The organism is Pseudomonas monachiensis (assembly GCF_047345015.1).
Taxonomy (GTDB): domain Bacteria; phylum Pseudomonadota; class Gammaproteobacteria; order Pseudomonadales; family Pseudomonadaceae; genus Aquipseudomonas; species Aquipseudomonas monachiensis.
The window spans coordinates 1,881,437-1,905,868 of sequence record NZ_CP178857.1; the positions used below are offsets into that span (position 1 = coordinate 1,881,437).

At 61.5% G+C, this 24,432-nt stretch carries 22 protein-coding genes; 4 read left to right on the forward strand and 18 right to left on the reverse strand.

What is annotated here, in order from left to right:
* Positions 1-103: 103 nt before the first annotated feature.
* From ACMDB8_RS08485 to ccoN (ACMDB8_RS08545), 13 genes are all read right to left on the reverse strand, one after another.
* Positions 104-787: a sulfite exporter TauE/SafE family protein gene (locus ACMDB8_RS08485; RefSeq protein WP_409078449.1), complete on the reverse strand. Its 684-nt coding sequence runs from the start codon at positions 785-787 to the stop codon at positions 104-106.
* Positions 780-998: a cbb3-type cytochrome oxidase assembly protein CcoS gene (gene ccoS / locus ACMDB8_RS08490; RefSeq protein WP_056721958.1), complete on the reverse strand. Its 219-nt coding sequence runs from the start codon at positions 996-998 to the stop codon at positions 780-782. The genes ACMDB8_RS08485 and ccoS overlap by 8 nt, the downstream gene beginning before the upstream one ends.
* Before the next feature lie 22 nt (positions 999-1,020).
* Positions 1,021-3,471, reverse strand: a complete 2,451-nt coding sequence (locus tag ACMDB8_RS08495; protein ID WP_056721960.1) for a heavy metal translocating P-type ATPase — start codon at positions 3,469-3,471, stop codon at positions 1,021-1,023.
* 109 nt (positions 3,472-3,580) lie between these two features.
* A complete protein-coding gene (locus ACMDB8_RS08500; protein ID WP_056721963.1) occupies positions 3,581-4,114 on the reverse strand; it encodes a FixH family protein in 534 nt (177 codons plus the stop codon).
* A gap of 11 nt (positions 4,115-4,125) precedes the next feature.
* The gene (gene ccoG, locus ACMDB8_RS08505; protein WP_056721965.1) at positions 4,126-5,541 is read right to left on the reverse strand and encodes a cytochrome c oxidase accessory protein CcoG; all 1,416 of its coding nucleotides are present in this window, start codon (positions 5,539-5,541) and stop codon (positions 4,126-4,128) included.
* 374 nt (positions 5,542-5,915) lie between these two features.
* On the reverse strand, positions 5,916-6,893 hold the full coding sequence (gene ccoP, locus ACMDB8_RS08510) for a cytochrome-c oxidase, cbb3-type subunit III (protein ID WP_409078448.1): 978 nt from the start codon (positions 6,891-6,893) through the stop codon (positions 5,916-5,918).
* Positions 6,890-7,075 carry a CcoQ/FixQ family Cbb3-type cytochrome c oxidase assembly chaperone gene (locus ACMDB8_RS08515; RefSeq protein ID WP_003175465.1) on the reverse strand — a complete coding sequence of 62 codons (186 nt, stop codon included), beginning with the start codon at positions 7,073-7,075 and terminating at the stop codon, positions 6,890-6,892. The genes ccoP (ACMDB8_RS08510) and ACMDB8_RS08515 overlap by 4 nt, the downstream gene beginning before the upstream one ends.
* Before the next feature lie 5 nt (positions 7,076-7,080).
* Positions 7,081-7,689: a cytochrome-c oxidase, cbb3-type subunit II gene (ccoO, locus tag ACMDB8_RS08520; RefSeq protein ID WP_009042961.1), complete on the reverse strand. Its 609-nt coding sequence runs from the start codon at positions 7,687-7,689 to the stop codon at positions 7,081-7,083.
* Positions 7,689-9,131 carry a cytochrome-c oxidase, cbb3-type subunit I gene (gene ccoN / locus ACMDB8_RS08525; RefSeq protein WP_056721968.1) on the reverse strand — a complete coding sequence of 481 codons (1,443 nt, stop codon included), beginning with the start codon at positions 9,129-9,131 and terminating at the stop codon, positions 7,689-7,691. Before ccoN (ACMDB8_RS08525) ends, ccoO (ACMDB8_RS08520) begins: the two co-directional genes overlap by 1 nt.
* Positions 9,132-9,614: 483 nt before the next feature.
* Complete coding sequence (gene ccoP / locus ACMDB8_RS08530; RefSeq protein WP_056721969.1) at positions 9,615-10,568, reverse strand: cytochrome-c oxidase, cbb3-type subunit III; 954 nt, start codon at positions 10,566-10,568, stop codon at positions 9,615-9,617.
* Positions 10,565-10,759 carry a cbb3-type cytochrome oxidase subunit 3 gene (locus ACMDB8_RS08535; RefSeq protein ID WP_056721971.1) on the reverse strand — a complete coding sequence of 65 codons (195 nt, stop codon included), beginning with the start codon at positions 10,757-10,759 and terminating at the stop codon, positions 10,565-10,567. The genes ccoP (ACMDB8_RS08530) and ACMDB8_RS08535 overlap by 4 nt, the downstream gene beginning before the upstream one ends.
* A gap of 3 nt (positions 10,760-10,762) precedes the next feature.
* Positions 10,763-11,371 (reverse strand): cytochrome-c oxidase, cbb3-type subunit II, encoded by a 609-nt coding sequence (gene ccoO / locus ACMDB8_RS08540; protein WP_008020035.1) that lies wholly within the window; start codon positions 11,369-11,371, stop codon positions 10,763-10,765.
* 10 nt (positions 11,372-11,381) lie between these two features.
* A complete protein-coding gene (gene ccoN, locus ACMDB8_RS08545; RefSeq protein WP_056721973.1) occupies positions 11,382-12,806 on the reverse strand; it encodes a cytochrome-c oxidase, cbb3-type subunit I in 1,425 nt (474 codons plus the stop codon).
* Between the two features lie 95 nt (positions 12,807-12,901).
* On the opposite strand from ccoN (ACMDB8_RS08545), the gene ACMDB8_RS08550 reads away from it, so the two are divergent.
* Complete coding sequence (locus ACMDB8_RS08550) at positions 12,902-13,579, forward strand: alpha/beta family hydrolase (RefSeq protein ID WP_223542344.1); 678 nt, start codon at positions 12,902-12,904, stop codon at positions 13,577-13,579.
* 204 nt (positions 13,580-13,783) lie between these two features.
* On the opposite strand, the gene ACMDB8_RS08555 is transcribed toward ACMDB8_RS08550, so the two are convergent.
* From ACMDB8_RS08555 to acnA, 3 genes are all read right to left on the reverse strand, one after another.
* A complete protein-coding gene (locus ACMDB8_RS08555; RefSeq protein ID WP_056721976.1) occupies positions 13,784-15,349 on the reverse strand; it encodes a methyl-accepting chemotaxis protein in 1,566 nt (521 codons plus the stop codon).
* Between the two features lie 105 nt (positions 15,350-15,454).
* On the reverse strand, positions 15,455-16,246 hold the full coding sequence (locus ACMDB8_RS08560) for a CPBP family intramembrane glutamic endopeptidase (protein ID WP_409078447.1): 792 nt from the start codon (positions 16,244-16,246) through the stop codon (positions 15,455-15,457).
* Positions 16,247-16,491: 245 nt separating this feature from the next.
* Positions 16,492-19,233: an aconitate hydratase AcnA gene (acnA, locus tag ACMDB8_RS08565; protein WP_409078446.1), complete on the reverse strand. Its 2,742-nt coding sequence runs from the start codon at positions 19,231-19,233 to the stop codon at positions 16,492-16,494.
* Positions 19,234-19,455: 222 nt separating this feature from the next.
* Here acnA and rlmM point away from each other — a divergent pair, with 222 nt between their 5' ends.
* Complete coding sequence (gene rlmM, locus ACMDB8_RS08570) at positions 19,456-20,529, forward strand: 23S rRNA (cytidine(2498)-2'-O)-methyltransferase RlmM (protein ID WP_056721982.1); 1,074 nt, start codon at positions 19,456-19,458, stop codon at positions 20,527-20,529.
* Between the two features lie 178 nt (positions 20,530-20,707).
* Positions 20,708-20,959, forward strand: coding sequence for a sulfurtransferase TusA (tusA, locus tag ACMDB8_RS08575; protein ID WP_056721984.1), 252 nt, complete (start codon positions 20,708-20,710; stop codon positions 20,957-20,959).
* Between the two features lie 48 nt (positions 20,960-21,007).
* Here tusA and ACMDB8_RS08580 read toward each other — a convergent pair whose 3' ends face one another.
* Positions 21,008-22,417 (reverse strand): MATE family efflux transporter, encoded by a 1,410-nt coding sequence (locus tag ACMDB8_RS08580; RefSeq protein ID WP_056722306.1) that lies wholly within the window; start codon positions 22,415-22,417, stop codon positions 21,008-21,010.
* A 282-nt stretch (positions 22,418-22,699) separates the two neighbouring features.
* Between ACMDB8_RS08580 and pdxB the strand changes: the two genes are divergently transcribed.
* Entirely contained in the window at positions 22,700-23,842 is a 1,143-nt protein-coding gene (gene pdxB, locus ACMDB8_RS08585; protein ID WP_056721986.1) for a 4-phosphoerythronate dehydrogenase PdxB, read from the forward strand.
* A gap of 190 nt (positions 23,843-24,032) precedes the next feature.
* Here pdxB and ACMDB8_RS08590 read toward each other — a convergent pair whose 3' ends face one another.
* Positions 24,033-24,212, reverse strand: coding sequence for a PA1571 family protein (locus tag ACMDB8_RS08590; protein ID WP_046041374.1), 180 nt, complete (start codon positions 24,210-24,212; stop codon positions 24,033-24,035).
* Positions 24,213-24,432 lie beyond the last annotated feature (220 nt).

Consider the following 24,432-nt stretch of genomic DNA (forward strand, 5'->3'; position numbering starts at 1 on the left):
GGCATCTTGATTTACATCAAGATCAAAAGATCGCAGCCTGCGGCAGCTCCTACATGGATCGCGTACACCTGTAGGAGCTGCCGAAGGCTGCGATCTTTTGCTTCTAGTGCCCCATCAACCAATGCTGATGCGGCCCCGGCAAGGTCCAGATGCCGAACAGCATCACCAGCAATCCGCCCGCCATCCGCACACTGCGCTTGCGCAACACTGCGGTGACGCGCTCTGCAGCCAGGCCGGTCGCCAGCAAAACCGGCCAGGTGCCGAGCCCGAACGCGAGCATCAACAAGGCACTGTCCAGTGCGTTGCCCTGGCTGGCCGACCATAGCAAAGTGCTGTAGACCAGACCGCACGGCAGCCAGCCCCAGAGCGCGCCCAACAACAACGCACGGGGAACGTTCGACACCGGAAGCAAGCGGTTGGCGACTGGCTGGATATGCCGCCACAGGCCGCGACCGAGGCTTTCGATACGGGTCAGACCGCTCCACCAGCCGGCCAGGTACAGGCCCATGGCAATCAGCAGCAACCCGGCGAGAATACGCAGGAACATCGCCGCCGGGCTGTTGGCCACGGCCCATCCGGCCAGACCGATCAACAGTCCGGCGCAGGCATAGCTCAGGATCCGTCCCAGGTTGTAGGCCAGCAGCAGGCGGAAGCGCCGGCTGCGTTGTTCCTTGGGAATCGCCAGGGTCAGCGCGCCCATCAAGCCGCCGCACATGCCCAGGCAATGGCCGCCGCCGAGCAAGCCGAGGATCATCGCAGACACCAGCAGAGGCGCCAATTCAAGCATGGGGCGGGGCCTTGTCGTCCGTTTTGGCCGGTTGGCCGCTGGCCTCATCGACGGCGGCGGTGTGGTTCGGGTCCTGGTCGTCGAACAGGATGCTGTGGGCCGGGCCGTCGAGGTCGTCGTACTGACCGCTGTCCACCGCCCAGAAGAAGATATAGACGGCGATGGCCACGATCAGCAATGCAGCGGGGATCATCACGTATAGAGCAGGCATCTGGACTCCATGCCCGCGCGGCTCAGGCCGGCAGCGGGCGGGTTTCTGGCGTGGTGCTGGCGGCGGGCGCGCTCGGCATGCGAGTCAGGCGCAGCGCGTTCAACACCACGGTCAACGAACTGATCGACATGCCCACCGCCGCCCATACCGGCGTGATCCAGCCGAGGGCGGCGAAGGGCAACATGAGGCCATTGTACAGCCCGGCCCACAACAGGTTCTCGATAATGACCCGACGGGTGCGCCGCGCCAGGCTGAAGGCTTGTACCAGCGCGTCGAGGCGGTTGGACAGCAACACGGCATCGGCACTGGTTTTCGCCAGGTCGGTGGCCGAGCCCATGGCGACGCTGATATCCGCAGCCGCCAGCACCGGCACGTCATTGACCCCGTCCCCGAGCATCAACACCTTGCGACCTTCCTTGTGCAGTTGTTGCAGGACCTGCAGTTTATCGTCCGGACGCAAGCCGCCACGGGCTTCATCGATACCGAGTTCCGCGGCCACGCTGGCGACCATCGGCGAGCTGTCGCCGGACAACAACAGCGTGCGCCAGCCCCGCGCCTTGCACGCGGCCAACAGCGCGGGCGCATCGGCCCGCAAGCGATCATCGAGGACCAGCCAGGCCAGCGGTCCCTGGCTGTCGCCAAGCAGCAGCCATTGGCCGGCTTCTTCGGGCATCGACGGCACCACTGCACCGCTGAGTTCGCAGACGAAACGCGGTTGGCCGATGCGCAGGCGGCGCCCGTCAACCAGCCCCTCCAGGCCAAGGCCCGGTGTGCCGTGGACTTCTTCGGCAGCCATCGGCGCACGACCGAAAGCGCGGGCAATCGGGTGCTCGGAGCGGTTTTCCAGGGCGGCGGCGAGGCCCAGGCATTGATCGCTGTCGAGCGCTCCGAGGGGGCGGATCGAGCGTAACGCCAGGCGACCTTCGGTGAGGGTGCCGGTCTTGTCGAAAATCACTGTGTCGATCTGGTTCAGGCCTTCCAGCACATGACCACGGGTCAGCAACAGACCGAGTTTGTGCAGTGTGCCGGTGGCAGCGGTGAGGGCGGTCGGCGTGGCCAGCGACAAGGCGCACGGGCAGGTCGCCACGAGCATCGCCAGCACGATCCAGAAGGCCCGCGATGGGTCCAGTTGCCACCACAACAGGCCAATCGCGGCAGCTGCGATCAGCGACAACAGCAGGAACCATTGCGCGGCGCGGTCGGCGATTTCCGCCAGGCGCGGCTTTTCGGCCTGGGCACGATCGAGCAGGCGAACGATGGCCGAGAGGCGAGTGTCCTGGCCCAGGGCCTGGACCTCGACGGTCAGTGCGCCTTCGACGTTCATTGTGCCAGCGGTGACCGCGTCGCCCAGGGTACGGGGTTGCGGCAGGTATTCGCCGGTCAGCAGCGACTCGTCGACACTCGACTGGCCGTCGAGGATCTTGCCGTCAGCCGGGAGAATGGCGCCCGGATGAACCAGCACCTGATCGCCAATACGCAATTCACTGAGCAGAATGCGTTCGCTCTGGCCATCGGCTGTCAATCGCAGGCACGAGGCGGGCAGCAGATTAACAAGCTGTGCGGTGGCGGCGGCGGTGCGTTCGCGGGCGCGGCGTTCCAGATAACGCCCGGCCAGCAGGAACAGGGCAAACATGCCGACGGCATCGAAATACAGTTCGCCGACCCCGGTGATCGAGGTCCAGATCCCGGCAATGTAGGCGCTGCCGATGGCCAGCGACACCGAAACGTCCATGGTCAGGTGACGGGTGCGCAGATCGCGCATGGCGCCTTTGAAGAACGGCGCGCAGCTGTAGAACACAATCGGGGTGGTGAGGAACAGCGCGACCCAACGCAGGATAGTGTGCAGTTCCGGGCTGAGGTCGATGTTGAATTCAGGCCAAGTGGCCATGGTTGCCATCATCGCCTGGAACCACAGCAACCCGGCCACGCCGAGCTGGCGCAGGGCCAGGCGGTTTTCGCTGGCCAGTTGTTCGCAGGCTTGGTCGGCCTGATACGGGTGTGCGGCGTAACCGATGTGGCGCAGCTCGCTGAGGATCTGGCTCAGCGGCAATTGCCCGTCGGCCCAGCGCACGTGCAGGCGATGGTTGGACAGGTTCAGGCGCGCTTCGTCCACCGCCGGCAAGGTGCGCAGGTGTTTTTCGATCAGCCAGCCGCAAGCCGCGCAACTGATGCCTTCCATCAATAGTGTGGTTTCGGCGAGTTCACCGTCGTGGCGAACGAAGGGTTGCTGGACATCGGCACGGTCGTACAGCGCCAGTTCGTCCACCAGTTGCACCGGCAACGCTTCGGGGTTGGCCGAAGCTTCGCTGCGGTGCTGGTAATAGCTTTCCAGGCCGCCGGCAACAATGGCCTCGGCCACGGCCTGGCAACCCGGGCAGCAGAATTCGCGGGTTTGCCCCAGGACCGCAGCGGTGAAGCGGCTGCCGGCCGGGACGGGGAGCGCGCAGTGGTAGCAGGGGGTTGGGGTAGTCATCAAATATTCCGTAGGAGCTGACGAGTGAAACGAGGCTGCGATCTTTCTGGATTGATTAAAATGCAAGATCAAAAGATCGTCCGAACGCGGCCCGAGCCTTCGGCAGTTCCTACAGGTCTTCGGCACCTTGCAGCGGTTCGTCACCCAGCAGCAGGTCCTTGTCATGGCTGACCATTTCTTCTTCGAACATGCGCCAGATGTGCTCGTCCTGGGTGCCGAGCAATTCGACAAAACGCCGGCCTTCGACCTTGTCGCCCAACTGGCCGATGTAGCGGCCCTGTTCGGTTTCGCTGCGGGTCAGGGTGATCTTGCGATCCTTTTCCGGCTGGGTCGGCGAGATCAGGTTCAGCTCCAGGGTGCCGGGCTGACTGTCGCCGCTCAGGCGCAGGTCAACCTCGCCGGTCATGCCGTCGAGATGAACGCTGGCGCGCATTTTCAGGGTCTGGGCCAGCAGCTCGCGGTCGAGGGAGCGGTTGATGCCTTTGCCGGCCTCGTAGTAGTTGTCGTTGACCAGGTTGTCCGGGTTCTTCACCGCGATGGTCACCATGGACAAGGTCAGGGTCACCGAGCAGGCCAGGATCCCGATGATGATCCACGGCCAGAGGTGCTTGTACCAGGGACTTGCGGCAGTTGCTGCGGGCATGTTCAGTTCTCTCAACGATTCTGTGGGCCGATGAACCGGCTCTTGGCTTCAATGCGGACGCTGTCGTCATCGGCGTCCTTGAGGATGAATTTCACCTCGTTGGTGCTCGACGGCAGTTTTTCCGGTGCGACGGACAGTTCGGCAGGCTGGCTGACGATCTCGCCGGCCGCGACCTTGATCTCGCGTCGACCCTGCAATTTGAGATCCGGCAGGCCGGAGGCTTCGAGCAGGTAGGTATGGTCGCGCTGGTCCTTGTTCATGATTTTCAGGCTGTAGACGTTTTCGATCCGCCCTTCGGCGTTCTCGCGGTACAGCACGCGGTCCTTGCTGACATCGAAGCCCACCAGCGCACGCATGAAGAATGCCGTCACCAGCAAGCTGATCATCGCCAGCAGCACAATGGCATAGCCAATCAGGCGCGGACGCAGTTTATGGGTTTTCTGCCCGGACAGGTTGTGCTCGGTGGTGTAGCTGATCAGCCCGCGCGGGTAATCCATCTTGTCCATGATGGCGTCGCAGGCATCGATGCAGGCGGCGCAACCGATGCATTCGATTTGCAGGCCGTCGCGGATATCGATACCCGTCGGGCAGACCTGGACGCACATGGTGCAATCGATGCAGTCACCCAGGCCCTGGGCCTTGTAGTCGATGCCTTTTTTACGCGGGCCACGGCCTTCGCCACGGCGCGGGTCGTAGGAAACGATCAGGGTGTCCTTGTCGAACATCACGCTCTGGAAGCGTGCGTACGGGCACATGTAGATGCACACCTGTTCGCGCAACCAGCCGGCGTTGCCGTAAGTGGCGAGAGTGAAGAACCCGACCCAGAAGTACGACCAGCCATCCGCCTGGCCGGTGAAGAATTCGAACACCAGTTCGCGGATCGGCGAGAAGTAGCCGACGAAGGTCATGCCGGTGACGAAACCGATCAACAGCCACATGGTGTGCTTGCTGAGTTTGCGCAGGAGCTTGTTGGCGCTCATGGGCGCCTTGTCGAGCTTGATGCGTTGGTTGCGGTCACCTTCGGTGACTTTTTCGCACCACATGAAGATCCAGGTCCAGACGCTTTGCGGGCAGGTATAACCGCACCAGACCCGTCCGGCGTACACGGTGATGAAGAACAGGCCGAAGGCGGCGATGATCAACATGCCGGACAGCAGAATGAAGTCCTGGGGCCAGAAGGTGGCGCCGAAAATGAAGAACTTGCGCTCCGGCAGGTTCCACCACACGGCCTGGTGACCGCCCCAGTCCAGCCATACAGTGCCGAAATACAGCAGGAACAACAGGGCTCCGCCGGTCATCCGCAGGTTGCGAAACAGGCCGGTGAAGGCGCGGGTGTAGATTTTTTCCCTGGAGGCGTAGAGGTCGACGCTATTGTTCGCATTCTTTGTGGGTGGAGTGACGTCGTGTACCGGAATCTGGTTGCTCATCATTGCATCCCACGGCAGTGGAAAAATGCCTCGGTCAGTACGTGCCGACCGCGGTCAAAAAGGAGTGTTGCAGTGGCGCAATGATACGCCTCTCGCTCTAGCCTGCGGGTGCGACCTTTGGTCACGTTTGGCAAAATCATTTGATGGTGTAATGACTTGAATCAATTGACTTGAGAATTATGGACGGTTTTGCGCATGTCGCCGGTCATTCGGTCCACGGGTAGAAGCGTTACTACTGTGTGCGGCGATCGACAACCTCGAAGTAGGTGCCGGGCATTACCATTGGTCGAAACCATTGGACACTGCCGAACAAACAAAAGGGCCCCGCCAATTCACATTGGCGGGGCCCTTTTTTGTTGCTTCAAGCGTTTGCCTTACTCGGCGTCCGCTGCCTTCTCGCCGTGAGACAGGCTGTAGACGTAAGCGGCCAGCAGGTGAACCTTGTCGTTACCTTGCAGCTGCTCTTGCGCAGGCATCTGGCCCTGACGGCCGTAACGGATGGTCTGCTGCAGTTGAGCGAAGCTCGAACCGTAGATGAACGCTGCCGGGTGAGTCAGGTTAGGTGCGCCCATCGCCGGGGTGCCTTTGCCTTCCGGACCGTGGCACGCCACGCAGTTGGTAGCGAACAGTTTCTGCCCGGCAACCGGGTCGGCCTTGGCGCCGTCCGGAAGCTTGCGGCCATCGAGGTTGGTCAGGACAAACGCGGCCACGTCGGCCACGCCTTGCTCGCCAATCACTTCAGCCCACGCAGGCATCACCGCGTGACGGCCGCCCATGATGGTGGTCTTGATGGTTTCCGGCTCGCCGCCCCAGCGCCAGTCGGCGTCGGTCAGGTTCGGGAAGCCATAGGCGCCCTTGGCGTCGGAACCGTGGCAAACCGAGCAGTTGGAGGCGAACAGGCGGCCACCCATCTTCAGGGCTTGCGGGTCCTTGGCCACTTCTTCGATTGGCATGGCCGCGAACTTGGCGAAGATCGGACCGAACTTGGCGTCCGACCTGGCCATTTCCTTTTCCCACTCGTGAACGCCGGTCCAGCCGGTCTGGCCGTTGGCGAACGCGGTCTGCTTCTCGTTATCGAGGTAGTTGTAACCCGGCAGCAGGCCTTTCCAGTTGCCCAGGCCCGGGTACAGCACCAGGTAGCCGAGGGCGAAGATGATGGTGCCCACGAACAGCATGAACCACCATTTCGGCAACGGGTTGTCGTACTCCTCGATCCCGTCGAAGGAGTGACCAACCGTCTCGTCGGTTTGCTCGGCGCGCTGACCCTTGCGGGTGGACAGCAGCAGCCAGGTCAGGGCGAAGATGGTGCCGAGACTGAGGACTGTGACGTACAGACTCCAGAATGTAGTCATTCTTTGTTACTCCTAGAAGCTTGCTCGACGTGCTTGATGGCTTCGGGATCATCCGCGAAAGGCAGCAAGGTAGCGTCTTCAAACTCCGACTTGCGCTTGGGACTGAACACCCACAGTGCCAGTCCGATGAAGGCCACCATCACGACAACGGTGCCCAGGCCACGAATCATCCCGATATCCATCCAGATCACCGTTTGCTTTTGATGATGGTGCCCAGGCCCTGCAGATAGGCCACCAGCGCGTCCATTTCGGTTTTGCCCTTCACAGCATCCTTGGCGCCGGCGATGTCTTCGTCGGTGTAAGGGACGCCGAGCGTGCGCAAGACTTCCATTTTCTTGGCGGTGTCTTTGCCGTCGAGCTTGTTTTCCACGAGGAACGGGTAGGCCGGCATTTTCGACTCGGGCACTACGTTGCGCGGGTTGTACAGGTGCGCACGCTGCCAGTCATCGGAGTAACGACCGCCGACACGGGCCAGGTCCGGACCGGTCCGCTTGGAACCCCACAGGAACGGGTGGTCCCAGACGCTTTCACCGGCGACCGAGTAGTGGCCGTAGCGTTCGGTTTCAGCACGGAACGGACGGATCATCTGCGAGTGGCAGCCGACACAACCGTTGGCGATATAAACGTCCCGGCCTTCCAGTTCAAGGGCGGTGCGGGGCTTCATGCCCTCGACCGGCTTGTTGGTGACATCCTGGAAAAACAGCGGAACGATCTGGGTCAGGCCGCCGATGCTGACGGCGATGACCATGAAGAAGGCCAGCAGGCCAATATTCTTCTCGACTGCTTCATGCTTCATCAGTGAGCTCCAACTACGGCAATCTGTTCGGCGGCTTTGGCTTCAGCCGGGTTCGAGGCGCGTACGGTACGGAATACGTTGTAGGCCATGAACAACATGCCGGTGGCGAAGAACGCACCGCCCAGGGCACGGACGATGAAGCCCGGGTGGCTGGCTTGCAGCGCTTCGACGAACGAGTAGGTGAGGGTGCCGTCATCGTTGATTGCACGCCACATCAGGCCCTGGGTGATGCCGTTGACCCACATCGAAGCGATGTAGAGCACGGTACCGATGGTCGCGAGCCAGAAGTGGGTGTTGATCAGGCCGGTGCTGTGCATCTGCGCACGACCGAACAGTTTCGGGATCATGTGGTAGACCGCGCCGATTGAGATCATTGCAACCCAGCCCAACGCGCCGGCGTGTACGTGGCCGATGGTCCAGTCGGTGTAGTGCGACAGGGAGTTCACGGTCTTGATCGCCATCATCGGCCCTTCGAAGGTCGACATGCCGTAGAACGCCAGGGAGACGACCAGGAAGCGCAGGATCGGGTCGGTGCGCAGCTTATGCCAGGCGCCCGACAGGGTCATCATGCCGTTGATCATGCCGCCCCAGCTTGGCGCCAGCAGGATGATCGACATCGCCATGCCCAGGGACTGAGCCCAGTCCGGCAGTGCGGTGTAGTGCAGGTGGTGCGGACCTGCCCAGATGTACAGGGTGATCAGCGCCCAGAAGTGCACGATCGACAGGCGATAGGAGTAGATCGGGCGTTCGGCCTGTTTCGGCACGAAGTAGTACATCATGCCCAGGAAGCCGGTGGTCAGGAAGAAACCCACGGCGTTGTGGCCGTACCACCACTGGATCATCGCGTCCGTCGCACCCGAGTAGGCCGAGTAGGACTTGAACAGGCTGACCGGCAGCGACATGTGGTTGACGATGTGCAGCATCGCGGTCACGACGATGAACGCGCCGTAGAACCAGTTACCCACATAAATGTGCTTGGTCTTGCGCTTGACGATGGTGCCGAAGAACACCAGGCCGTAGGTGACCCAGACAATGGCCAGCAGAATAGCCAGGGGCCATTCCAGTTCCGCGTATTCCTTGGTGGTAGTGAAACCCATCGGCAAGGTAATGATCGCGCCGACGATCACCGCTTGCCATCCCCAGAAGGTGAAGGCGGCGAGGCTGTCGGAAATCAGTCGCGTTTGGCAGGTTCGCTGCACGACGTAATAAGAAGTGGCAAACAGTGCACATCCACCGAAGGCGAAAATCACCAGGTTGGTGTGCAGCGGGCGCAGGCGTCCAAAGCTCGTCCATGCCAGACCGAAGTTCAACTCCGGCCAGACCAGTTGCGAGGCAATGAAGACACCGAGCCCCATGCCAAGGATCCCCCAGACCACCGTCATGATGGCGAACTGGCGGACTACCTTATAGTTATAAGCAGTCGGACTGATTGCTGTGCTCATTCTAAGGTTCCACGGTTTGGGTGTTTTATTAGGATTAAAAATCGGCCGCAAGTATGGAGAAAGCAAGGGGTCATTGCAACGCGCCATGACCTGGGTCAATGCTTTCAAAAGCTGATTCTGCGGCCTTTCCATGCGCCGCGTAAGGACAAATTTGCCCGCGGGCAAAACGTCCCGGCGGACTGATCAGGCGAGGGGGTCAGGTCGGATGTAACGGGGTGTGTTCAAACGCAACGTTTGGCTGACCGGAGGCAACTGGCGCGACAGCCGGTATCTACCAGCCTTTGCGGCCTGTTCATCGGGCAGATTCGTCGAACACATCGTTCAGGGTCGACCTGGAACCGGCACCGGCCAGTCCGCATCGGGGGAAGCTTAGACCCGAATCCGGTGATCCGAAAGAAAGTCTGCGGGAGGGTGCGACAATGGGTCGCAAAGGGGCAGGGAACTGCCGCATCCGGGAGAATGCGGCAGCAGAGCGGTCGGGATTTATTTGCGGTTGTCTTCAGCCTGCAGGCGCTCGGTATTCAAACCGTGGGACAGGCTGTACACATACGCGGCCAGCAATTGCACCTTGTCATTGCCCAGCAGTTCGTTCTGCGCCGGCATATGGCCCTGGCGACCATGCCGAATCGTCTGCTCAAGCTGCGTCAGGCTTGTACCGTAAATGAAGCCGGCCGGGTGCGTCAGGTTCGGCGCGCCCATGGCTTCAGTGCCCTGGCCGTTTGCGCCATGGCAGGCGACGCAGGTGGTGCTGAAGGCTTGCTGTCCGGCTTGCAGGTCGACTTTGCTGTCGGCGGGCAGCGGCAGGCCGGCCAGATCATGGCGCACATAAGCGGCGACGTTTTTCACACCTTCCTCACCCAGGACTTCACCCCAGGCCGGCATCATCGCCATCCGGCCACCCATGATGGTGGTCTTGATGGTTTCTGCGCTGGCGCCCCAGCGCCAGTCGCTGTCGGCCAGGTTGGGGAAGCCGAATGCACCCTTGGCGTCCGAGCCGTGGCACACCGAACAGTTGGAGGCAAACAGGCGGCCGCCCATTTTCAGTGCCTGCGGGTCCTTGGCCACTTCTTCCACGGGCATCGCCGCGAATTTGGCGAAAATCGGTCCGAACTTCGTGTCAGCCTTGGCCATTTCCTTTTCCCATTCATGCACCCCGGTCCAGCCGTTTTCGTAGCCGGGGAGGATGCCTTTCCAGTTGCCCAGGCCGGGATAAAGGATCAGGTAGCCGACGGCAAACACCAGGGTGCCAACGAACAGCATGAACCACCATTGCGGCAGCGGGTTGTCGTACTCCTCGATGCCGTCGAAGCTGTGGCCCATGGTCTGGTCGACACTGCCCTTGGTTTCGCCCTTGCGGGTGCTGAGCAGCAACCAGGTCAGGCCGATCAGGCTGCCGATGGTCAGTACGCAGATCCACGTACTCCAGAAGGTGGTCATGGCCGGGTACTCCTTGTTGCTGATTCTTCAGTGATGTCGGGTTGTGGCTCGTCGGCGAAGGGCAGCAGGCGCGCTTCGGCGAATGCCGGGCCGCGCTTGCCGTTGAATACCCACAACGTCAGGCCGACGAAGGCCACGAACACCACGACGGTGCCGAGGCCGCGGATCATTCCAGTGCTCAATTCAAACATTGCTCACCTCTTGCTCTTGATGGCAGTGCCGAGCACTTGCAGGTAGGCGACCAGTGCATCCATCTCGCTCTTGCCCTTGAGGGAAGCGACGGCGCCGGTAATGTCCTCGTCGGTGTACGGCACGCCCAGGGTGCGCATGGCCTTGATCTTGGTTTCGGTATGACTGCTGTCGAGCTGGTTGGCCACCAGCCACGGGTAGGCCGGCATCTTTGACTCCGGCACGACATTGCGCGGGTTGTACAAGTGCGCGCGGTGCCAGTCATCCGAGTAGCGCGCGCCGACCCGCGCCAGGTCCGGTCCGGTGCGTTTAGAGCCCCACAGGAAGGGGTGATCCCACACGCTTTCACCGGCCACCGAGTAGTGACCGTAGCGTTCGGTCTCGGCGCGGAACGGCCGGATCATCTGTGAGTGGCAGCCGACGCAGCCTTCGCGGATGTAGATGTCGCGACCTTCCAGTTGCAGTGCGGTGTAGGGCTTCATGCCTTCCACCGGTTTGTTGGTCACGTCCTGGAAGAACAGCGGGACGATCTGGGTCAGGCCGCCGATGCTCACCGCCAGGATCATCAGCAGCAGCAACAGGCCGACGTTTTTCTCGATAGTTTCGTGTTTCATGGCGGACTCCTCAGGCCATCTGCGCGGCAGCGGCGACTTCGGCAGGCTGCGAGGCCCGCACGGTGCGCCAGGTGTTGTAGGCCATCAGGAACATGCCGCTGAGGAAGATCGCGCCGCCCACCAACCGCACGACGAAGCCTGGGTGGCTGGCCACCAGGGTTTCGACGAAGGAGTAGGTCAGCGTGCCGTCTTCGTTCACCGCACGCCACATCAGGCCCTGGGCGATGCCGTTGACCCACATCGAGGCGATGTAGAGCACGGTGCCGATGGTGGCGAGCCAGAAGTGCGCGTTGATCAGGCCGATGCTGTGCATCTGCTCGCGGCCGAAGACTTTCGGGATCATGTGGTACAGCGCGCCGATGGAGATCATCGCCACCCAGCCCAAGGCACCCGCGTGTACGTGGCCGATGGTCCAGTCGGTGTAGTGGGAGAGGGCGTTGACCGTCTTGATCGCCATCATCGGCCCTTCGAAGGTCGACATGCCGTAGAACGCCAGCGACACCACGAGGAAGCGCAGGACCGGGTCGCTGCGCAACTTATGCCAGGCGCCCGACAGGGTCATCATGCCGTTGATCATCCCGCCCCAGCTCGGCGCCAGCAGGATCAGCGACATCACCATGCCCAGCGACTGCGCCCAGTCCGGCAGCGCGGTGTAGTGCAAGTGGTGGGGGCCTGCCCAGATGTACAGGGTAATCAGCGCCCAGAAGTGCACGATCGACAGGCGATAGGAGTACACCGGACGCTCGGCCTGTTTCGGCACGAAGTAGTACATCATCCCGAGGAAACCGGCGGTGAGGAAAAAGCCTACGGCGTTGTGCCCGTACCACCATTGCACCATCGCGTCGGTGGCACCGGAGTACAGCGAGTAGGACTTGGTGAAGCTGACCGGCAATTCCATGTTGTTGACGATGTGCAGGATCGCCACGGTGATGATGAACGCACCGAAGAACCAGTTACCGACATAGATGTGCTTGGTCTTGCGCTGCATGATCGTGCCGAAGAACACGATGGCGTAGGCGACCCAGACAATGGTGATCAGGATGTCGATCGGCCATTCCAGTTCGGCGTATTCCTTGGAACTGGTGTAGCCCAGCGGCAGGCTGATGGCCGCCAACAGAATCACCAACTGCCAGCCCCAGAAACAGAACGCGGCGATTTTCGGTGCGAACAGCCGGGTCTGGCAGGTACGTTGTACTGAATAAAACGAACTGGCGAACAGTGCGCAGCCGCCGAAGGCGAAGATCACCGCGTTGGTGTGCAGCGGGCGCAAGCGGCCGAAGCTGGTCCACGGCAAATTGAAGTTGAGTTCGGGCCAGACCAACTGGGCAGCGAGAAAAACCCCGAGCCCCATGCCGACGATGCCCCACACCACCGTCATAATGGCGAATTGGCGGACCACCTTGTAGTTGTAGGCGGTACTGATAGAAGTGTTCATGGTTCCCCATCCACGGTTCAGCCGAAGTGAGCGCACTCGCGCAAGGCAGCGCACCCTTCGGCCGGAGTTATAGGCAGACTAAAAGCGAGGCAAGCATGGACAAAGGGCACAATGCCGGTATTGACGGGGATCAATGGGCGCAGTGCGTGCGGGATCATGGATGGTTGTGGAACGCCGCCGCTGGCAAGGCTGCCGCGACGCTGATCCTCGCCCATGGCGCCGGCGCACCGATGGACAGCGACTGGATGAGCGACATGGCTGCACGCCTCGCCGCGCAAGGCCTCAACGTGTTGCGCTTCGAGTTTCCCTATATGGCGCAGCGGCGCCTCGATGGCGGCAAACGCCCGCCGAACCCGGCGCCGAAACTGCTGGAGTGCTGGCGCGGGGTGTATGCCCAGGTGCGACGTCATGTCACTGGGCCGCTGGCCATCGGCGGCAAGTCCATGGGCGGTCGCATGGCCAGTTTGCTGGCTGATGAGTTGGGCGCGGATGCGCTGGTGTGCCTGGGGTATCCGTTTTATGCCGTGGGTAAACCGGAGAAGCCGCGGGTTGAGCATTTGGCCGGACTGAAGACGCGAACCTTGATCGTGCAAGGTGAACGCGATGCGCTGGGCAATCGGGAGGCGGTCGAGGGGTACGCGCTATCACCGGGTATCGAGGTGTTCTGGCTGGTGGCGGGGGATCATGACTTGAAGCCGTTGAAGGCTTCGGGGTTTAGCCATGAGCAGCATTTGGCGGCTGCGGCGGGGAAGGTGGTTTCATTCCTTCAGTGAAAGATGTGGTGTTGCAAATGGCCTCTTCGCGAGCAAGCCCGCTCCCACAGGGTTTTGCACTGTACATAAATTCAAGCCACACCAAATATCACTGTGGGAGCGGGCTTGCTCGCGAAGAGGCCTGTCCAGGCGATATACATTTCAGACTGGCAATAAAAAACCCGGAAGTGTTCACTGTCCGGGTTTTTATCATTCCAGCAGCAATCAGCGGTTAAACCGCTCCACCAACGAATACTGTGTATTGGCAGTCTTGGTCAGCTCTTCACTCAACAACGCCGAGTTCTGTGCCTGTTCCGAGGTCTGGTCTGCCAGTTGCGAAATGTTGCTGATGTTGCGGCTGATCTCTTCGGCCACGGCGCTTTGCTCTTCGGTCGCGGCGGCGATCTGGGTGGTCATGTCGGTGATGTTGGCCACCGCTTCACTGATCCCCACCAGTGCCTGGTCCGCTTCCAGTACCCGCGCCACGCCTTCTTCAGCTTGACGGTGCCCGGCCTCCATGGTTTGCACGGCCGTGCTGGCGGTTTGCTGGAGCTTGGCGATCAGCGCATGAATCTGCCCGGTGGACTCGCTGGTGCGTTGCGCCAGTTGACGGACTTCGTCGGCCACCACCGCAAAACCACGACCCATCTCGCCGGCACGGGCCGCTTCGATGGCGGCGTTCAGCGCCAGCAGGTTGGTCTGGTCGGCGATGCCTTTGATCACATCGACCACGCCGCCGATTTCGTTGCTGTCCTTGGCCAGTTGGGTCACGGTCACGCCGGTTTCACCGACCACCACCGACAGGCGCTGGATGGCTTCGCGGGTTTCCCCGGCGATGTCACGACCGCGACCGGTCAGGCGATTGGCTTCCTGGGTGGCGTCGGCGGTGCGTTGCACGTGGCTGGCGACTTCCTGGGTGGTGGCGGCCATCTGGTTGACCGCGGTGGCCACCTGTTCGGTTTCGACCCGTTGACGTTCCAGGCCGCTGGAGCTGTTGTGCGCCAGGGCGTCGGACTGTCTGGCCTGATCGGTCAGGTGTTCGGCCGTGTCCTGCAGACGCGTCAGGCAGGTTTTCAGGCGTGCTTCCTGGCTCAGGATGGACATTTCCAGGCGCGCCTGGGCGCCGCGACTGTCGGTGTACATCTGTGCGATCAACGGATCGGAGGTGGTTTGCTCGGCCAGGCGCAGCAAACGCTTGAGGCCTCGCTGTTGCCACTGGAGGCCCATCAGGCCCAGCGGCACCGAAAGACCGGCAGCCAGGGCAAACCCCCAATGGGAGTTCAGCGATGCACCGATCATGAAGCTCAATTGGCTGACCAGGATGAACGGCAGCCAGTCCTGCAGGATCGGCAGCCATTTATCCGAGGAGGGAATGGCCGACTTGCCCTGGTTGATGCGTTGGTAGAGCGCTTCGGCGCGGCGGATCTGTTCGGCGGTGGGCTTGACCCGTACCGACTCGTAACCGATCACCTGTTTGCCTTCGAAAACCGGTGTCACATAGGCGTTCACCCAGTAATGATCACCGGTCTTGCAGCGATTCTTGACAATGCCCATCCATGGCAAGCCTTGTTTCAGCGTGTCCCACATGTGGGCGAACACCGCGGCCGGGACGTCGGGGTGACGGACCAGATTGTGCGGTGCACGGATCAGTTCCTCTCGGGAAAACCCGCTGATCTCGACGAAAGCGTCGTTACAGTAGGTGATCATGCCCTTGGCATCGGTGGTGGAAATCAACCGTTGCTGAGCCGGGAAGGTCCGCTCGCGTTGTGTAATTGGCTGGTTGTTACGCATGGCTTTTTTAATCCGCAAGGCTTTCAAGTGCTGTATCGGCGAAGCCGGCGGATTGTTGAGCTTATTTTTCGATAATCAGCGATGCGTCGCAAAATGACCCTTGCGTCAGCCGGCGAGCATCGGATAGGTGAACAGGCCGAAATGCAGCAGGTTCAAGCCAAAGTGACTGGCAATGGCGGCGCCCAGCCCGCCGAACCGGTAGGCCAGGCCATAGCCGACCCCGGCCAGCGTTGCCAGCAATACCCACTGCCATCCTGCGCCGATATGGGCCAGGCCGAAGACCAATGACGCCAGCAGCAGGGCGAGAAGTTCACCGTAGGGCCGGTCTTTGAGGTGTCGGCTCAGGCCGCCCTGAATGTAGCCACGGAACAGCGCTTCTTCGACCAGCGTCACTAGCAGCAGATTGTTCACCAACCACAGCCAGGCTTGATCCGGCCATTTCGGCGACCAGGCGATGACCCCCAACAAGAGCGCACCGCCCAATGCCAGCATGGCGCTCAAGGTCAGGGCCAGGGCGGTGGCATACAGCGACAACCGAAGTGAACGGCGACCGACAATCCACGGACAAACCAGTAACAGCCAGAAGCCGATCAGCGGTTTGTCCAGGTTCAGGTGCATGGCGAATGACACGGCATCGTCGGTAAAACGCTGGGGATCGATAACGCGACCGTTATAGAAGCCGGGTAGCCAATGCGTCGCCAATGCCAGGGCCAGGACGATGAACAGGCCGTGGCCGAGGTAGCGGGCAAAAGGGATGTCGCGTTGGCGGACGGCGACACCTGCGACCAGCAACAGGAACACCGAAATTGCCGAGAGCCAGCCGAGATGGCCGTAGGTCAGCGCCAGGCCGTAGCCGAAGGAAAGCAGGGCCAGAAACGTCCATGGCAGGGCAATCATTTGAAGTCCTTAGAGATGAATAGCTTTTGTGGCGAGGGAGCTTGCTCCCGCTGGGCTGCGAAGCGGCCCCAATAACAATCAACCCGGTGTGCCAGATGAAATGCATCTGCAGGGCTGGCGACTGCTTCGCAGTCGAGCGGGAGCAAGCTCCCTCGCCACAGATGGGGGGTGTCCTGAGGGCTGCGATTATAAGCGCAGTCCAAATACAAACACCGCCCGAAGGCGGTGTTTGTGTCGGTCGTCCGTTACGAAGCGATCAACTGCCGCAACACGTAATGCAGAATCCCTCCGGACTTGAAGTACTCCACCTCATTGAGCGTATCGATGCGGCACAACACCTCGATCTTCTCGCTGCTGCCGTCTTCGCGGGTGATGACCAGCGTCAGGTTCATCCGTGGCGTCAGCTCGACGCCGGTCAAGCCGAGGATGTCCAGGGTCTCGCTGCCACCCAGGTTCAGGCTCTTGCGGTTCTGATCCAGCTTGAACTGCAATGGCAGCACGCCCATGCCCACCAGGTTGGAGCGGTGAATTCGTTCGAAGCTTTCGGCGACGACCGTTTTCACCCCTAGCAGGTTGGTGCCCTTGGCGGCCCAGTCGCGACTCGAGCCGGTGCCGTATTCCTGGCCGGCGATCACCACCAGTGGTGTACCTGAAGCCTGATAGCGCATGGCGGCGTCGTAGATCGACATTTTTTCGCCGGTGGGAATGTAGCGGGTGTTGCCGCCTTCCTCGCCGCCGAGCATTTCGTTGCGTATGCGGATATTGGCGAAGGTGCCGCGCATCATCACTTCATGGTTGCCACGCCGCGAGCCATAGGAGTTGAAGTCTCGCGGTTCCACGCCTTTGTCGCGCAGGTATTGCCCTGCCGGGCTGTCGACCTTGATGTTGCCAGCCGGGGAGATGTGGTCGGTGGTCACCGAGTCGCCCAGCAGTGCGAGGATCCTGGCGCCGCTGACATCCTTGACCACGGGCGGCGGGCCGCCGATGTCGTCGAAGAACGGCGGATGCTGGATGTAGGTCGAGTCGTCCTGCCAGACATAGGTCGCCGCCTGCGGAACCTTGATCGCCTGCCATTGTGCGTCACCGGCAAACACTTCGGCGTATTCCTTGTGGAACATGGCAGTGCTCACCTGATTCACGGCGTCGGCAATTTCCTTGCTGCTTGGCCAGATGTCCCGCAGGTAAACCGGGTTGCCATCCTTGTCATCGCCTAGCGGCTCGCGGGTGAGGTCGGTGCGCACCGTGCCGGCCAGCGCGTAGGCGACCACCAGCGGCGGGGAGGCCAGCCAGTTGGTTTTCACCAGCGGATGCACCCGGCCTTCGAAGTTGCGATTGCCCGAGAGTACGGAGGCCACGGTGAGGTCGGCTTGCTGGATGGCTTTCTCGATGGGCTCCGACAGCGGCCCGGAGTTGCCGATGCAGGTGGTGCAGCCATAGCCGACCAGGGCAAAGCCCAATTCATCGAGGTATTGGGTCAGGCCGGCCGCCTTATAGTAGTCGGTCACCACTTTCGAGCCGGGGGCCAGCGAGCTCTTCACCCAGGGTTTGCGTTTCAGGCCTTTTTCCACAGCCTTCTTCGCCACCAGCCCGGCCGCCATCATCACGCTGGGGTTGGAGGTGTTGGTGCAGGAGGTGATCGCGGCGATGACTACGGCGCCGTTTTTCAGGCGATAGGTCTGGCCTTCGTAGTCGTAATCCGCTTCGCCGGCCATATCGGCATTGCCGACGGCAACACCGCCACCGCCTTCGCTTTCCAGGCGGCCTTCTTCCTTGCTGGTGGGCTTGAATTGCAGGTCGGTGAAGTCGCTGAATGCTTGCGCGACGTTGGGCAGCGACACCCGGTCCTGTGGACGTTTTGGTCCGGCGAGGCTGGCTTCAACGCTGGCCATGTCCAGCGCCAGGCTGTCGGTGAAGGCGGGTTCCTGGCCGGGCAGGCGCCACAGGCCCTGGGCCTTGCTGTAGGCCTCCACCAGTTGCACCGATTCCAGGGGCCGGCCGGACAGGCGAAGGTATTCCAGCGTAATGTCGTCCACCGGGAAGAAACCGCAGGTGGCGCCGTATTCCGGGGCCATGTTGGCGATGGTCGCGCGGTCGGCCAGGGGCAGGTCGGCAAGGCCATCGCCGTAGAATTCGACGAATTTGCCCACCACGCCTTTCTTGCGCAGCATCTGGGTCACAGTCAGCACCAGGTCGGTGGCGGTGATGCCTTCCTTGAGTCTGCCGGTGAGTTTGAAACCGATGACTTCGGGAATCAGCATCGATACGGGTTGCCCGAGCATCGCCGCTTCCGCCTCGATACCGCCGACGCCCCAGCCAAGCACGCCGAGGCCGTTGATCATGGTGGTGTGGGAATCGGTGCCCACCAGGGTGTCGGGGAAGGCATAGGTGCGGCCGTCCTCGTCCTTGGTCCAGACGGTGCGGGCGAGGTATTCAAGATTCACCTGGTGGCAGATCCCGGTGCCCGGCGGCACTACGCTGAAATTGTCGAAGGCACTCTGGCCCCAGCGCAGGAACGCATAACGTTCGCCATTGCGTTGCATTTCAATGTCGACGTTCTGCTCGAAGGCGCTGCTGCTGGCGAACTTGTCGACCATCACCGAGTGGTCGATCACCAGGTCCACCGGCGACAGCGGGTTGATCCGCTGCGGATTGCCGCCGGCCTTGGCCATCGCCGCACGCATGGCGGCCAGGTCGACCACCGCCGGTACACCGGTGAAGTCCTGCATCAGCACCCGCGCCGGGCGGTACTGGATTTCGCGGTCGGAGCGACGCTCCTTGAGCCACGCGGCCAGTGCCTTGAGGTCGGCGCCGGTGACGGTTTTTTCGTCCTCCCAGCGCAGCAGGTTTTCCAGCAGGACTTTCAACGACATCGGCAGCTTGTCCAGGTCGCCCAGGCTTTTGGCGGCATCGGGCAGGCTGAAGTAGTGGTAGGTCTTGTTGCCGACTTGCAGGGTCTTGAGCGTATTCAGGCTATCGAGGGACGGCATTGCGATCACTCCTTTGAGTCCGCACGGCTACGGACAGAGGGGACGGGCAGAGGACTAAACCTAGTCCTCTTTGCTGCTTAAGGCTAATAACTGGACTCTATCGCTGAGTCCGGGGTTCCGAAGTCGGCTATCATGCGCGGGTTTTCGTGACAGGCTTTGCTTCAACGCAAGCCTGGGCATCGCGCAGTGGCCGAAATTCCTCGCCATTGCCCAGGAGTAAGAATGAACACCCTCTTTATGCATTGCCGGCCGGGCTTCGAAGGCGAAGTCTGTTCCGAGATTTCCGACCTCGCCGCGCGCTTGAACGTGGCCGGATATGCCAAGGCCAAGGCGGCAACTGCCTGCGCCGAGTTTGTCTGCACCGAAGAAGACGGCGCCGAGCGCCTGATGCGCGGGCAGCGTTTCGCCGAGCTGATCTTTCCGCGCCAGTGGGCTCGGGGGATCTTCATCGATCTGCCGGAAACCGACCGCATCAGTGTGATCCTTGCGCATATGGCGGACTTTCCTCTGTGCGGCAGCCTGTGGCTGGAAATGGTCGACACCAACGACGGCAAGGAACTGTCGAACTTCTGCAAGAAATTCGAAGTGCATCTGCGCAAGGCACTGATGGCGGCCGGCAAGCTGGTGGAAGATGCCCACAAACCGCGTTTGCTGTTGACGTTCAAGAGCGGCCGCGAAGTGTTCATGGGCCTGGCGGAGTCGAACAACTCGGCGATGTGGCCGATGGGCATTCCCCGTTTGAAGTTCCCCCGCGAGGCCCCGAGCCGCTCGACGCTGAAGCTGGAAGAGGCCTGGCACCACTTCATCCCGCGTGACCAGTGGGACGAACGCCTGCATGGCGACATGACCGGCGTTGACCTGGGTGCCGCCCCCGGTGGCTGGACCTGGCAACTGGTCAACCGCGGCATGCTGGTGACCGCCATCGACAACGGCCCGATGGCCGAAAGCCTGATGGACACCGGTCTGGTGCAGCACTTGATGGCTGACGGTTTCACCTTCAAGCCCAAGCAACCGGTGGACTGGATGGTCTGCGACATCGTCGAGAAGCCGGCGCGCAACGCTGCGATGCTGGAAGAGTGGATCGGCGACGGCCACTGCCGCGAGGCGGTGGTCAACCTCAAGCTGCCGATGAAACAGCGCTATGCCGAAGTGAAGCGCTTGCTCGAGCGCATTGCCGATGGCTTCAAGGCCCGGGGCATCAAGGTGGAGATCGGCTGCAAGCAGCTGTACCACGACCGCGAGGAAGTGACCTGCCATTTGCGCCGGCTGGATGTGAAGAAGCCGAAAACCCGCTGATCACGCAAGTCCCTGTGGGAGCGAGCTTGCTCGCGATAGCGGTGGGTCAGTTGAAATCAATGTTGACTGACCTGACGCCATCGCGAGCAAGCTCGCTCCCACAGGGTACGGCGTTATGCCATAGATGACGTTACACCCGGCAATGCGCGACAATGCCGGCCAGTTTCAGGAGTGAATCATGAGTGAAATGCTTGATACGCCGGTAGACGGCACCCTCGACGCCACCGGCCTCAACTGCCCCGAGCCGGTGATGATGCTGCACCAGCACATCCGTGACCTGGTGCCCGGCGGCCTGCTCAAAGTAATCGCCACTGACCCCTCGACCCGTCGCGACATTCCCAAGTTCTGCGTGTTTCTCGACCATGAACTGGTGGCGCAGCACGAAGATGAGGGCACCTACCTCTACTGGATTCGCAAGAAGTCTGTTTAACGGTAGCCAAAAAAAGACCTGCAAAAGCAGGTCTTTTTGTTTGTGCAATCAACCCGCCGAGCGGCTGTTACGAATCCGTCGGCGCGCACTGAGCGTCAGGCGGATCGACAGCATCAGCGCCGCACAGCTCAAACCGGCAATCAAACCTTCCCACAGCCCGCTCGGGCCGCTGGCCGGACCGAACAAGTCGGTCAGTCCCAGCACGTAGCCGACCGGCAGGCCGATGCCCCAATAGGCGAACAAGGTCAGGATCATCGTCACCCGGGTGTCCTGGTATCCACGCAGCGCACCCGCGCAGATCACCTGGATGGCATCGGAAAACTGGTACAGCGCGGCGTACACAATCAACATCGACGCAATCTGGATCACGGCCTTGTCAGGCGTGTAGATCGACGCGATAGGTTCGCGCAGGAGCAGGATCAGGGCCGCCGAGAACGCCGCGAACACCAGTGCCGCGCCGAGCCCGACCTTCGCCGCGAAGCGCGCCTGCCAGGGATTACCGGCTCCCAGTGCCTGGCCGACGCGCACGGTCACCGCCATGCCCAGCGAATAAGGAATCATGAACAGCAACGAGCTGATATTCAGGGCGATTTGATGCCCGGCCACCACGGTGGAGCCAAGACTGCCGATCAACAGGGCAATGACCGCGAAGATGCTGGACTCGGCGAACACGGCGATACCGATCGGCAGGCCAATGCTGACCAGACGCTTGATCACGGCCCATTTCGGGCGGTCGAAGCGTACCAGCACACGGGTGCGGGCATAGAAGGGGGCCCAGAAGGTCCAGCCGGCCATGCTCAACGCCATGAACCACATCACAATGCCGCTGGCCCAGCCGCACCCGACGCCGCCCAGGGCCGGTGCGCCGAAATGGCCATAGATCAACGTGTAGTTCAACGGGATGTTCAGCAGTAGCCCGCACAAGCCGATGACCATGCTCGGGCGGGTACGGCCCATGCCATCGCTGTAGCAGCGCAGCACGTAATAAAACGCCATGCCCGGCAAGCCGAAGGCGATCCCGTGCAGGTACCCCATGCTCGGCTCGATCAATTGCGGATCGACTTTCATCCAGTGCAGGATTGGCTCGGCGCCGAGCAGCAGGCCACTGCCGATCAACCCGACACACAGTGCCAGCCACAGCGCCTGGCGTACCAGCGGGCCGATTTCGTCAAGTTGCCCGGCGCCAAAGCGTTGCGCGACCTTGGGGGTGGTGGCCAGCAGGACGCCGGACATCAACAGGTAGACCGGAATCCAGATCGAATTGCCCAAGGCCACCGAGGCCAGGTCCCGTGGGCTGACGCGGCCGGCCATCACCGCATCGACGAAGCCCATGGCCGTGGTGGCCAGTTGCGCGATCATGATCGGCAGGGCCAGGCTGAGCAGGCCTTTTAGCTCCAGGCGAACGGGGGTCGTCCGCGCCGGAGCAATGGCGGCGGTATTCTCAATTACAGGATTCAATGGCGAAACGTCCAAAAGGTATTGATGCACAGGCGCGCATTCTACGCGTTGACGCGGCAGTCAGGAAAAGACCCGTGTTACCGATTTGTAATCAAAACCTGTGGGAGCGGGTTTGCTCGCGAAGGGGGAGTGTCAGTCACCATTAATGTTGCCTGGCACACTGCTTTCGCGAGCAAGCCCGCTCCCACAAAGTAACTTGCGCTTCAGACACAAGTGAACAATGCCCGCTGGCCCACCACCCGCATCTACGCCTAAACTGCCGATCCGCCAAAGGAGCCTGCCATGCTGATTGTTGCCGACGAAAATATCCCCCTGCTCGATGCCTTCTTCGAGGGTTTCGGCGAAATCCGCCGGGTACCGGGTCGTGCCATCGACCGCGCCACGGTCGAGCAGGCCGATGTTCTGTTGGTGCGTTCGGTGACCAACGTCAATCGCGCTCTGCTCGAGGGCAGCAAGGTGCGCTTTGTCGGTACGTGCACCATCGGCACCGATCATCTGGACCTGAATTACTTCAAACAGGCCGGCATCACCTGGTCCAGCGCACCGGGCTGCAATGCCCGTGGCGTGGTCGACTATGTGCTCGGCAGCCTGCTGACCCTGGCCGAAATCGAAGGCGTCGACCTGACCCGGCGTACTTACGGGGTGGTTGGTGCTGGCGAAGTGGGTGGGCGGCTGGTCAAGGTCCTGCAAGGCCTGGGCTGGAAAGTGCTGGTGTGCGATCCACCTCGGCAAGCGGCGCAAGGAGGGGATTACGTCAACCTCGAGCAGATCATCGATGAGTGCGACGTCATCAGCCTGCACACGCCATTGACTAAGCAGGGCCAGCAATCGACCTGGCACTTGTTCGATGAACAACGTCTGAATCAGCTCCGGTCCGGCACCTGGCTGATCAACGCCAGTCGCGGGCCGGTGGTCAACAACGCGGCACTGCGCGATGTGCTGCTGGAGCGCGAAGACCTGCAAGCAGTGCTCGATGTCTGGGAAGGCGAGCCTGAGGTCGACGTGGCGCTGGCCGAGCTCTGCGTGCTGGCAACGCCACACATTGCCGGTTACAGCCTCGACGGCAAGCAGCGGGGCACCGCGCAGATTTATCAGGCGTATTGCGATTTCCTCGGGCAACCGGCCCGCGTCAGCCTGGGCGATTTGCTACCGGCACCGTGGCTTTCGCACGTGACCCTCAATGCCCAAAGCGACCCGGCCTGGGCGTTGGCGATGCTGTGCCGTGGCGTGTATGACCCGCGTCGTGACGATGCCGATTTCCGTCGCAGTCTTGTCGGCAGTGTCAGCGAGCAGCGTGCGGCATTCGATGTGTTGCGCAAGCAATACCCGTCGCGCCGCGAGATCGACGGGTTGCAGGTGCGGATCGAGGGGGATGCGCCGCAGTTGCAGCGTATTGTGGCGGCGTTGGGGGCGACACTGGTTTAAAGACCGCATTGGCCTTATCGCGGGCAAGCCCGCTCCCACAGGAGCCGCGTTGGATACAAATGTTGTGTACGACCCGGATCCCCTGTGGGAGCGGGCTTGCTCGCGAAGGGCGCGCCACAGTCCCGGATTGGATAAGCAGGCATAAAAAACCCGGCCAACAATGGGCCGGGTCAAGAAGACGGTGGCTATATCACTTTTGTTCGGCAGGTTTGACCAATCGCTTTTCCAGTTCGCTGCAAGCTTTCTGGATCATTTCTTCAGTGATCGGTACTTCGCGACCCTGCTCGTCAATAATCGAGCAACCCAGAGACTGGTCTGGTTGCGTGCGGATCACTTGAATCTTGTCATCGCTGCTGTGTTGCAAGGACATGGCCTGTCTCCTCATCAGGTTGTTAGCTCACTGTAGAACCGCCAGGTGACCGGGCTATGACAACTCCCTGCGATCTTTCCGGGGGGACAGAACCAGTCCAGCAGAAATGCCTTCGCCTGGCTACCCGAACTTTAGACCAATAGCGTCTAGCCTCTAGTGTTGGTGGACATAATCAACCGGACTCATTGTGATTTGCAGCGAGCCACCCCATTGAGCGGTA

Excerpts from the sequence above, each read along its gene's own strand:
- ACMDB8_RS08485 (WP_409078449.1), bottom strand. The coding sequence starts at position 787 with ATGCTTGAATTGGCGCCTCTGCTGGTGTCTGCGATGATCCTCGGCTTG.
- ACMDB8_RS08515 (WP_003175465.1), bottom strand. The coding sequence starts at position 7,075 with ATGGATATCGGGATGATTCGTGGCCTGGGCACCGTTGTCGTGATGGTG.
- ACMDB8_RS08555 (WP_056721976.1), bottom strand. The coding sequence starts at position 15,349 with ATGCGTAACAACCAGCCAATTACACAACGCGAGCGGACCTTCCCGGCT.
- tusA (WP_056721984.1), top strand. The coding sequence starts at position 20,708 with ATGAGTGAAATGCTTGATACGCCGGTAGACGGCACCCTCGACGCCACC.
- ACMDB8_RS08560 (WP_409078447.1), bottom strand. The coding sequence starts at position 16,246 with ATGATTGCCCTGCCATGGACGTTTCTGGCCCTGCTTTCCTTCGGCTAC.
- ACMDB8_RS08590 (WP_046041374.1), bottom strand. The coding sequence starts at position 24,212 with ATGTCCTTGCAACACAGCAGCGATGACAAGATTCAAGTGATCCGCACG.
- rlmM (WP_056721982.1), top strand. The coding sequence starts at position 19,456 with ATGAACACCCTCTTTATGCATTGCCGGCCGGGCTTCGAAGGCGAAGTC.
- ACMDB8_RS08550 (WP_223542344.1), top strand. The coding sequence starts at position 12,902 with ATGGACAAAGGGCACAATGCCGGTATTGACGGGGATCAATGGGCGCAG.
- ccoS (WP_056721958.1), bottom strand. The coding sequence starts at position 998 with ATGCCTGCTCTATACGTGATGATCCCCGCTGCATTGCTGATCGTGGCC.
- acnA (WP_409078446.1), bottom strand. The coding sequence starts at position 19,233 with ATGCCGTCCCTCGATAGCCTGAATACGCTCAAGACCCTGCAAGTCGGC.
- ccoN (WP_056721968.1), bottom strand. The coding sequence starts at position 9,131 with ATGAGCACAGCAATCAGTCCGACTGCTTATAACTATAAGGTAGTCCGC.
- ACMDB8_RS08535 (WP_056721971.1), bottom strand. The coding sequence starts at position 10,759 with ATGTTTGAATTGAGCACTGGAATGATCCGCGGCCTCGGCACCGTCGTG.
- ccoN (WP_056721973.1), bottom strand. The coding sequence starts at position 12,806 with ATGAACACTTCTATCAGTACCGCCTACAACTACAAGGTGGTCCGCCAA.
- ACMDB8_RS08495 (WP_056721960.1), bottom strand. The coding sequence starts at position 3,471 with ATGACTACCCCAACCCCCTGCTACCACTGCGCGCTCCCCGTCCCGGCC.
- ccoO (WP_008020035.1), bottom strand. The coding sequence starts at position 11,371 with ATGAAACACGAAACTATCGAGAAAAACGTCGGCCTGTTGCTGCTGCTG.
- ccoO (WP_009042961.1), bottom strand. The coding sequence starts at position 7,689 with ATGAAGCATGAAGCAGTCGAGAAGAATATTGGCCTGCTGGCCTTCTTC.
- ccoG (WP_056721965.1), bottom strand. The coding sequence starts at position 5,541 with ATGAGCAACCAGATTCCGGTACACGACGTCACTCCACCCACAAAGAAT.
- pdxB (WP_056721986.1), top strand. The coding sequence starts at position 22,700 with ATGCTGATTGTTGCCGACGAAAATATCCCCCTGCTCGATGCCTTCTTC.
- ccoP (WP_409078448.1), bottom strand. The coding sequence starts at position 6,893 with ATGACTACATTCTGGAGTCTGTACGTCACAGTCCTCAGTCTCGGCACC.
- ACMDB8_RS08500 (WP_056721963.1), bottom strand. The coding sequence starts at position 4,114 with ATGCCCGCAGCAACTGCCGCAAGTCCCTGGTACAAGCACCTCTGGCCG.
- ccoP (WP_056721969.1), bottom strand. The coding sequence starts at position 10,568 with ATGACCACCTTCTGGAGTACGTGGATCTGCGTACTGACCATCGGCAGC.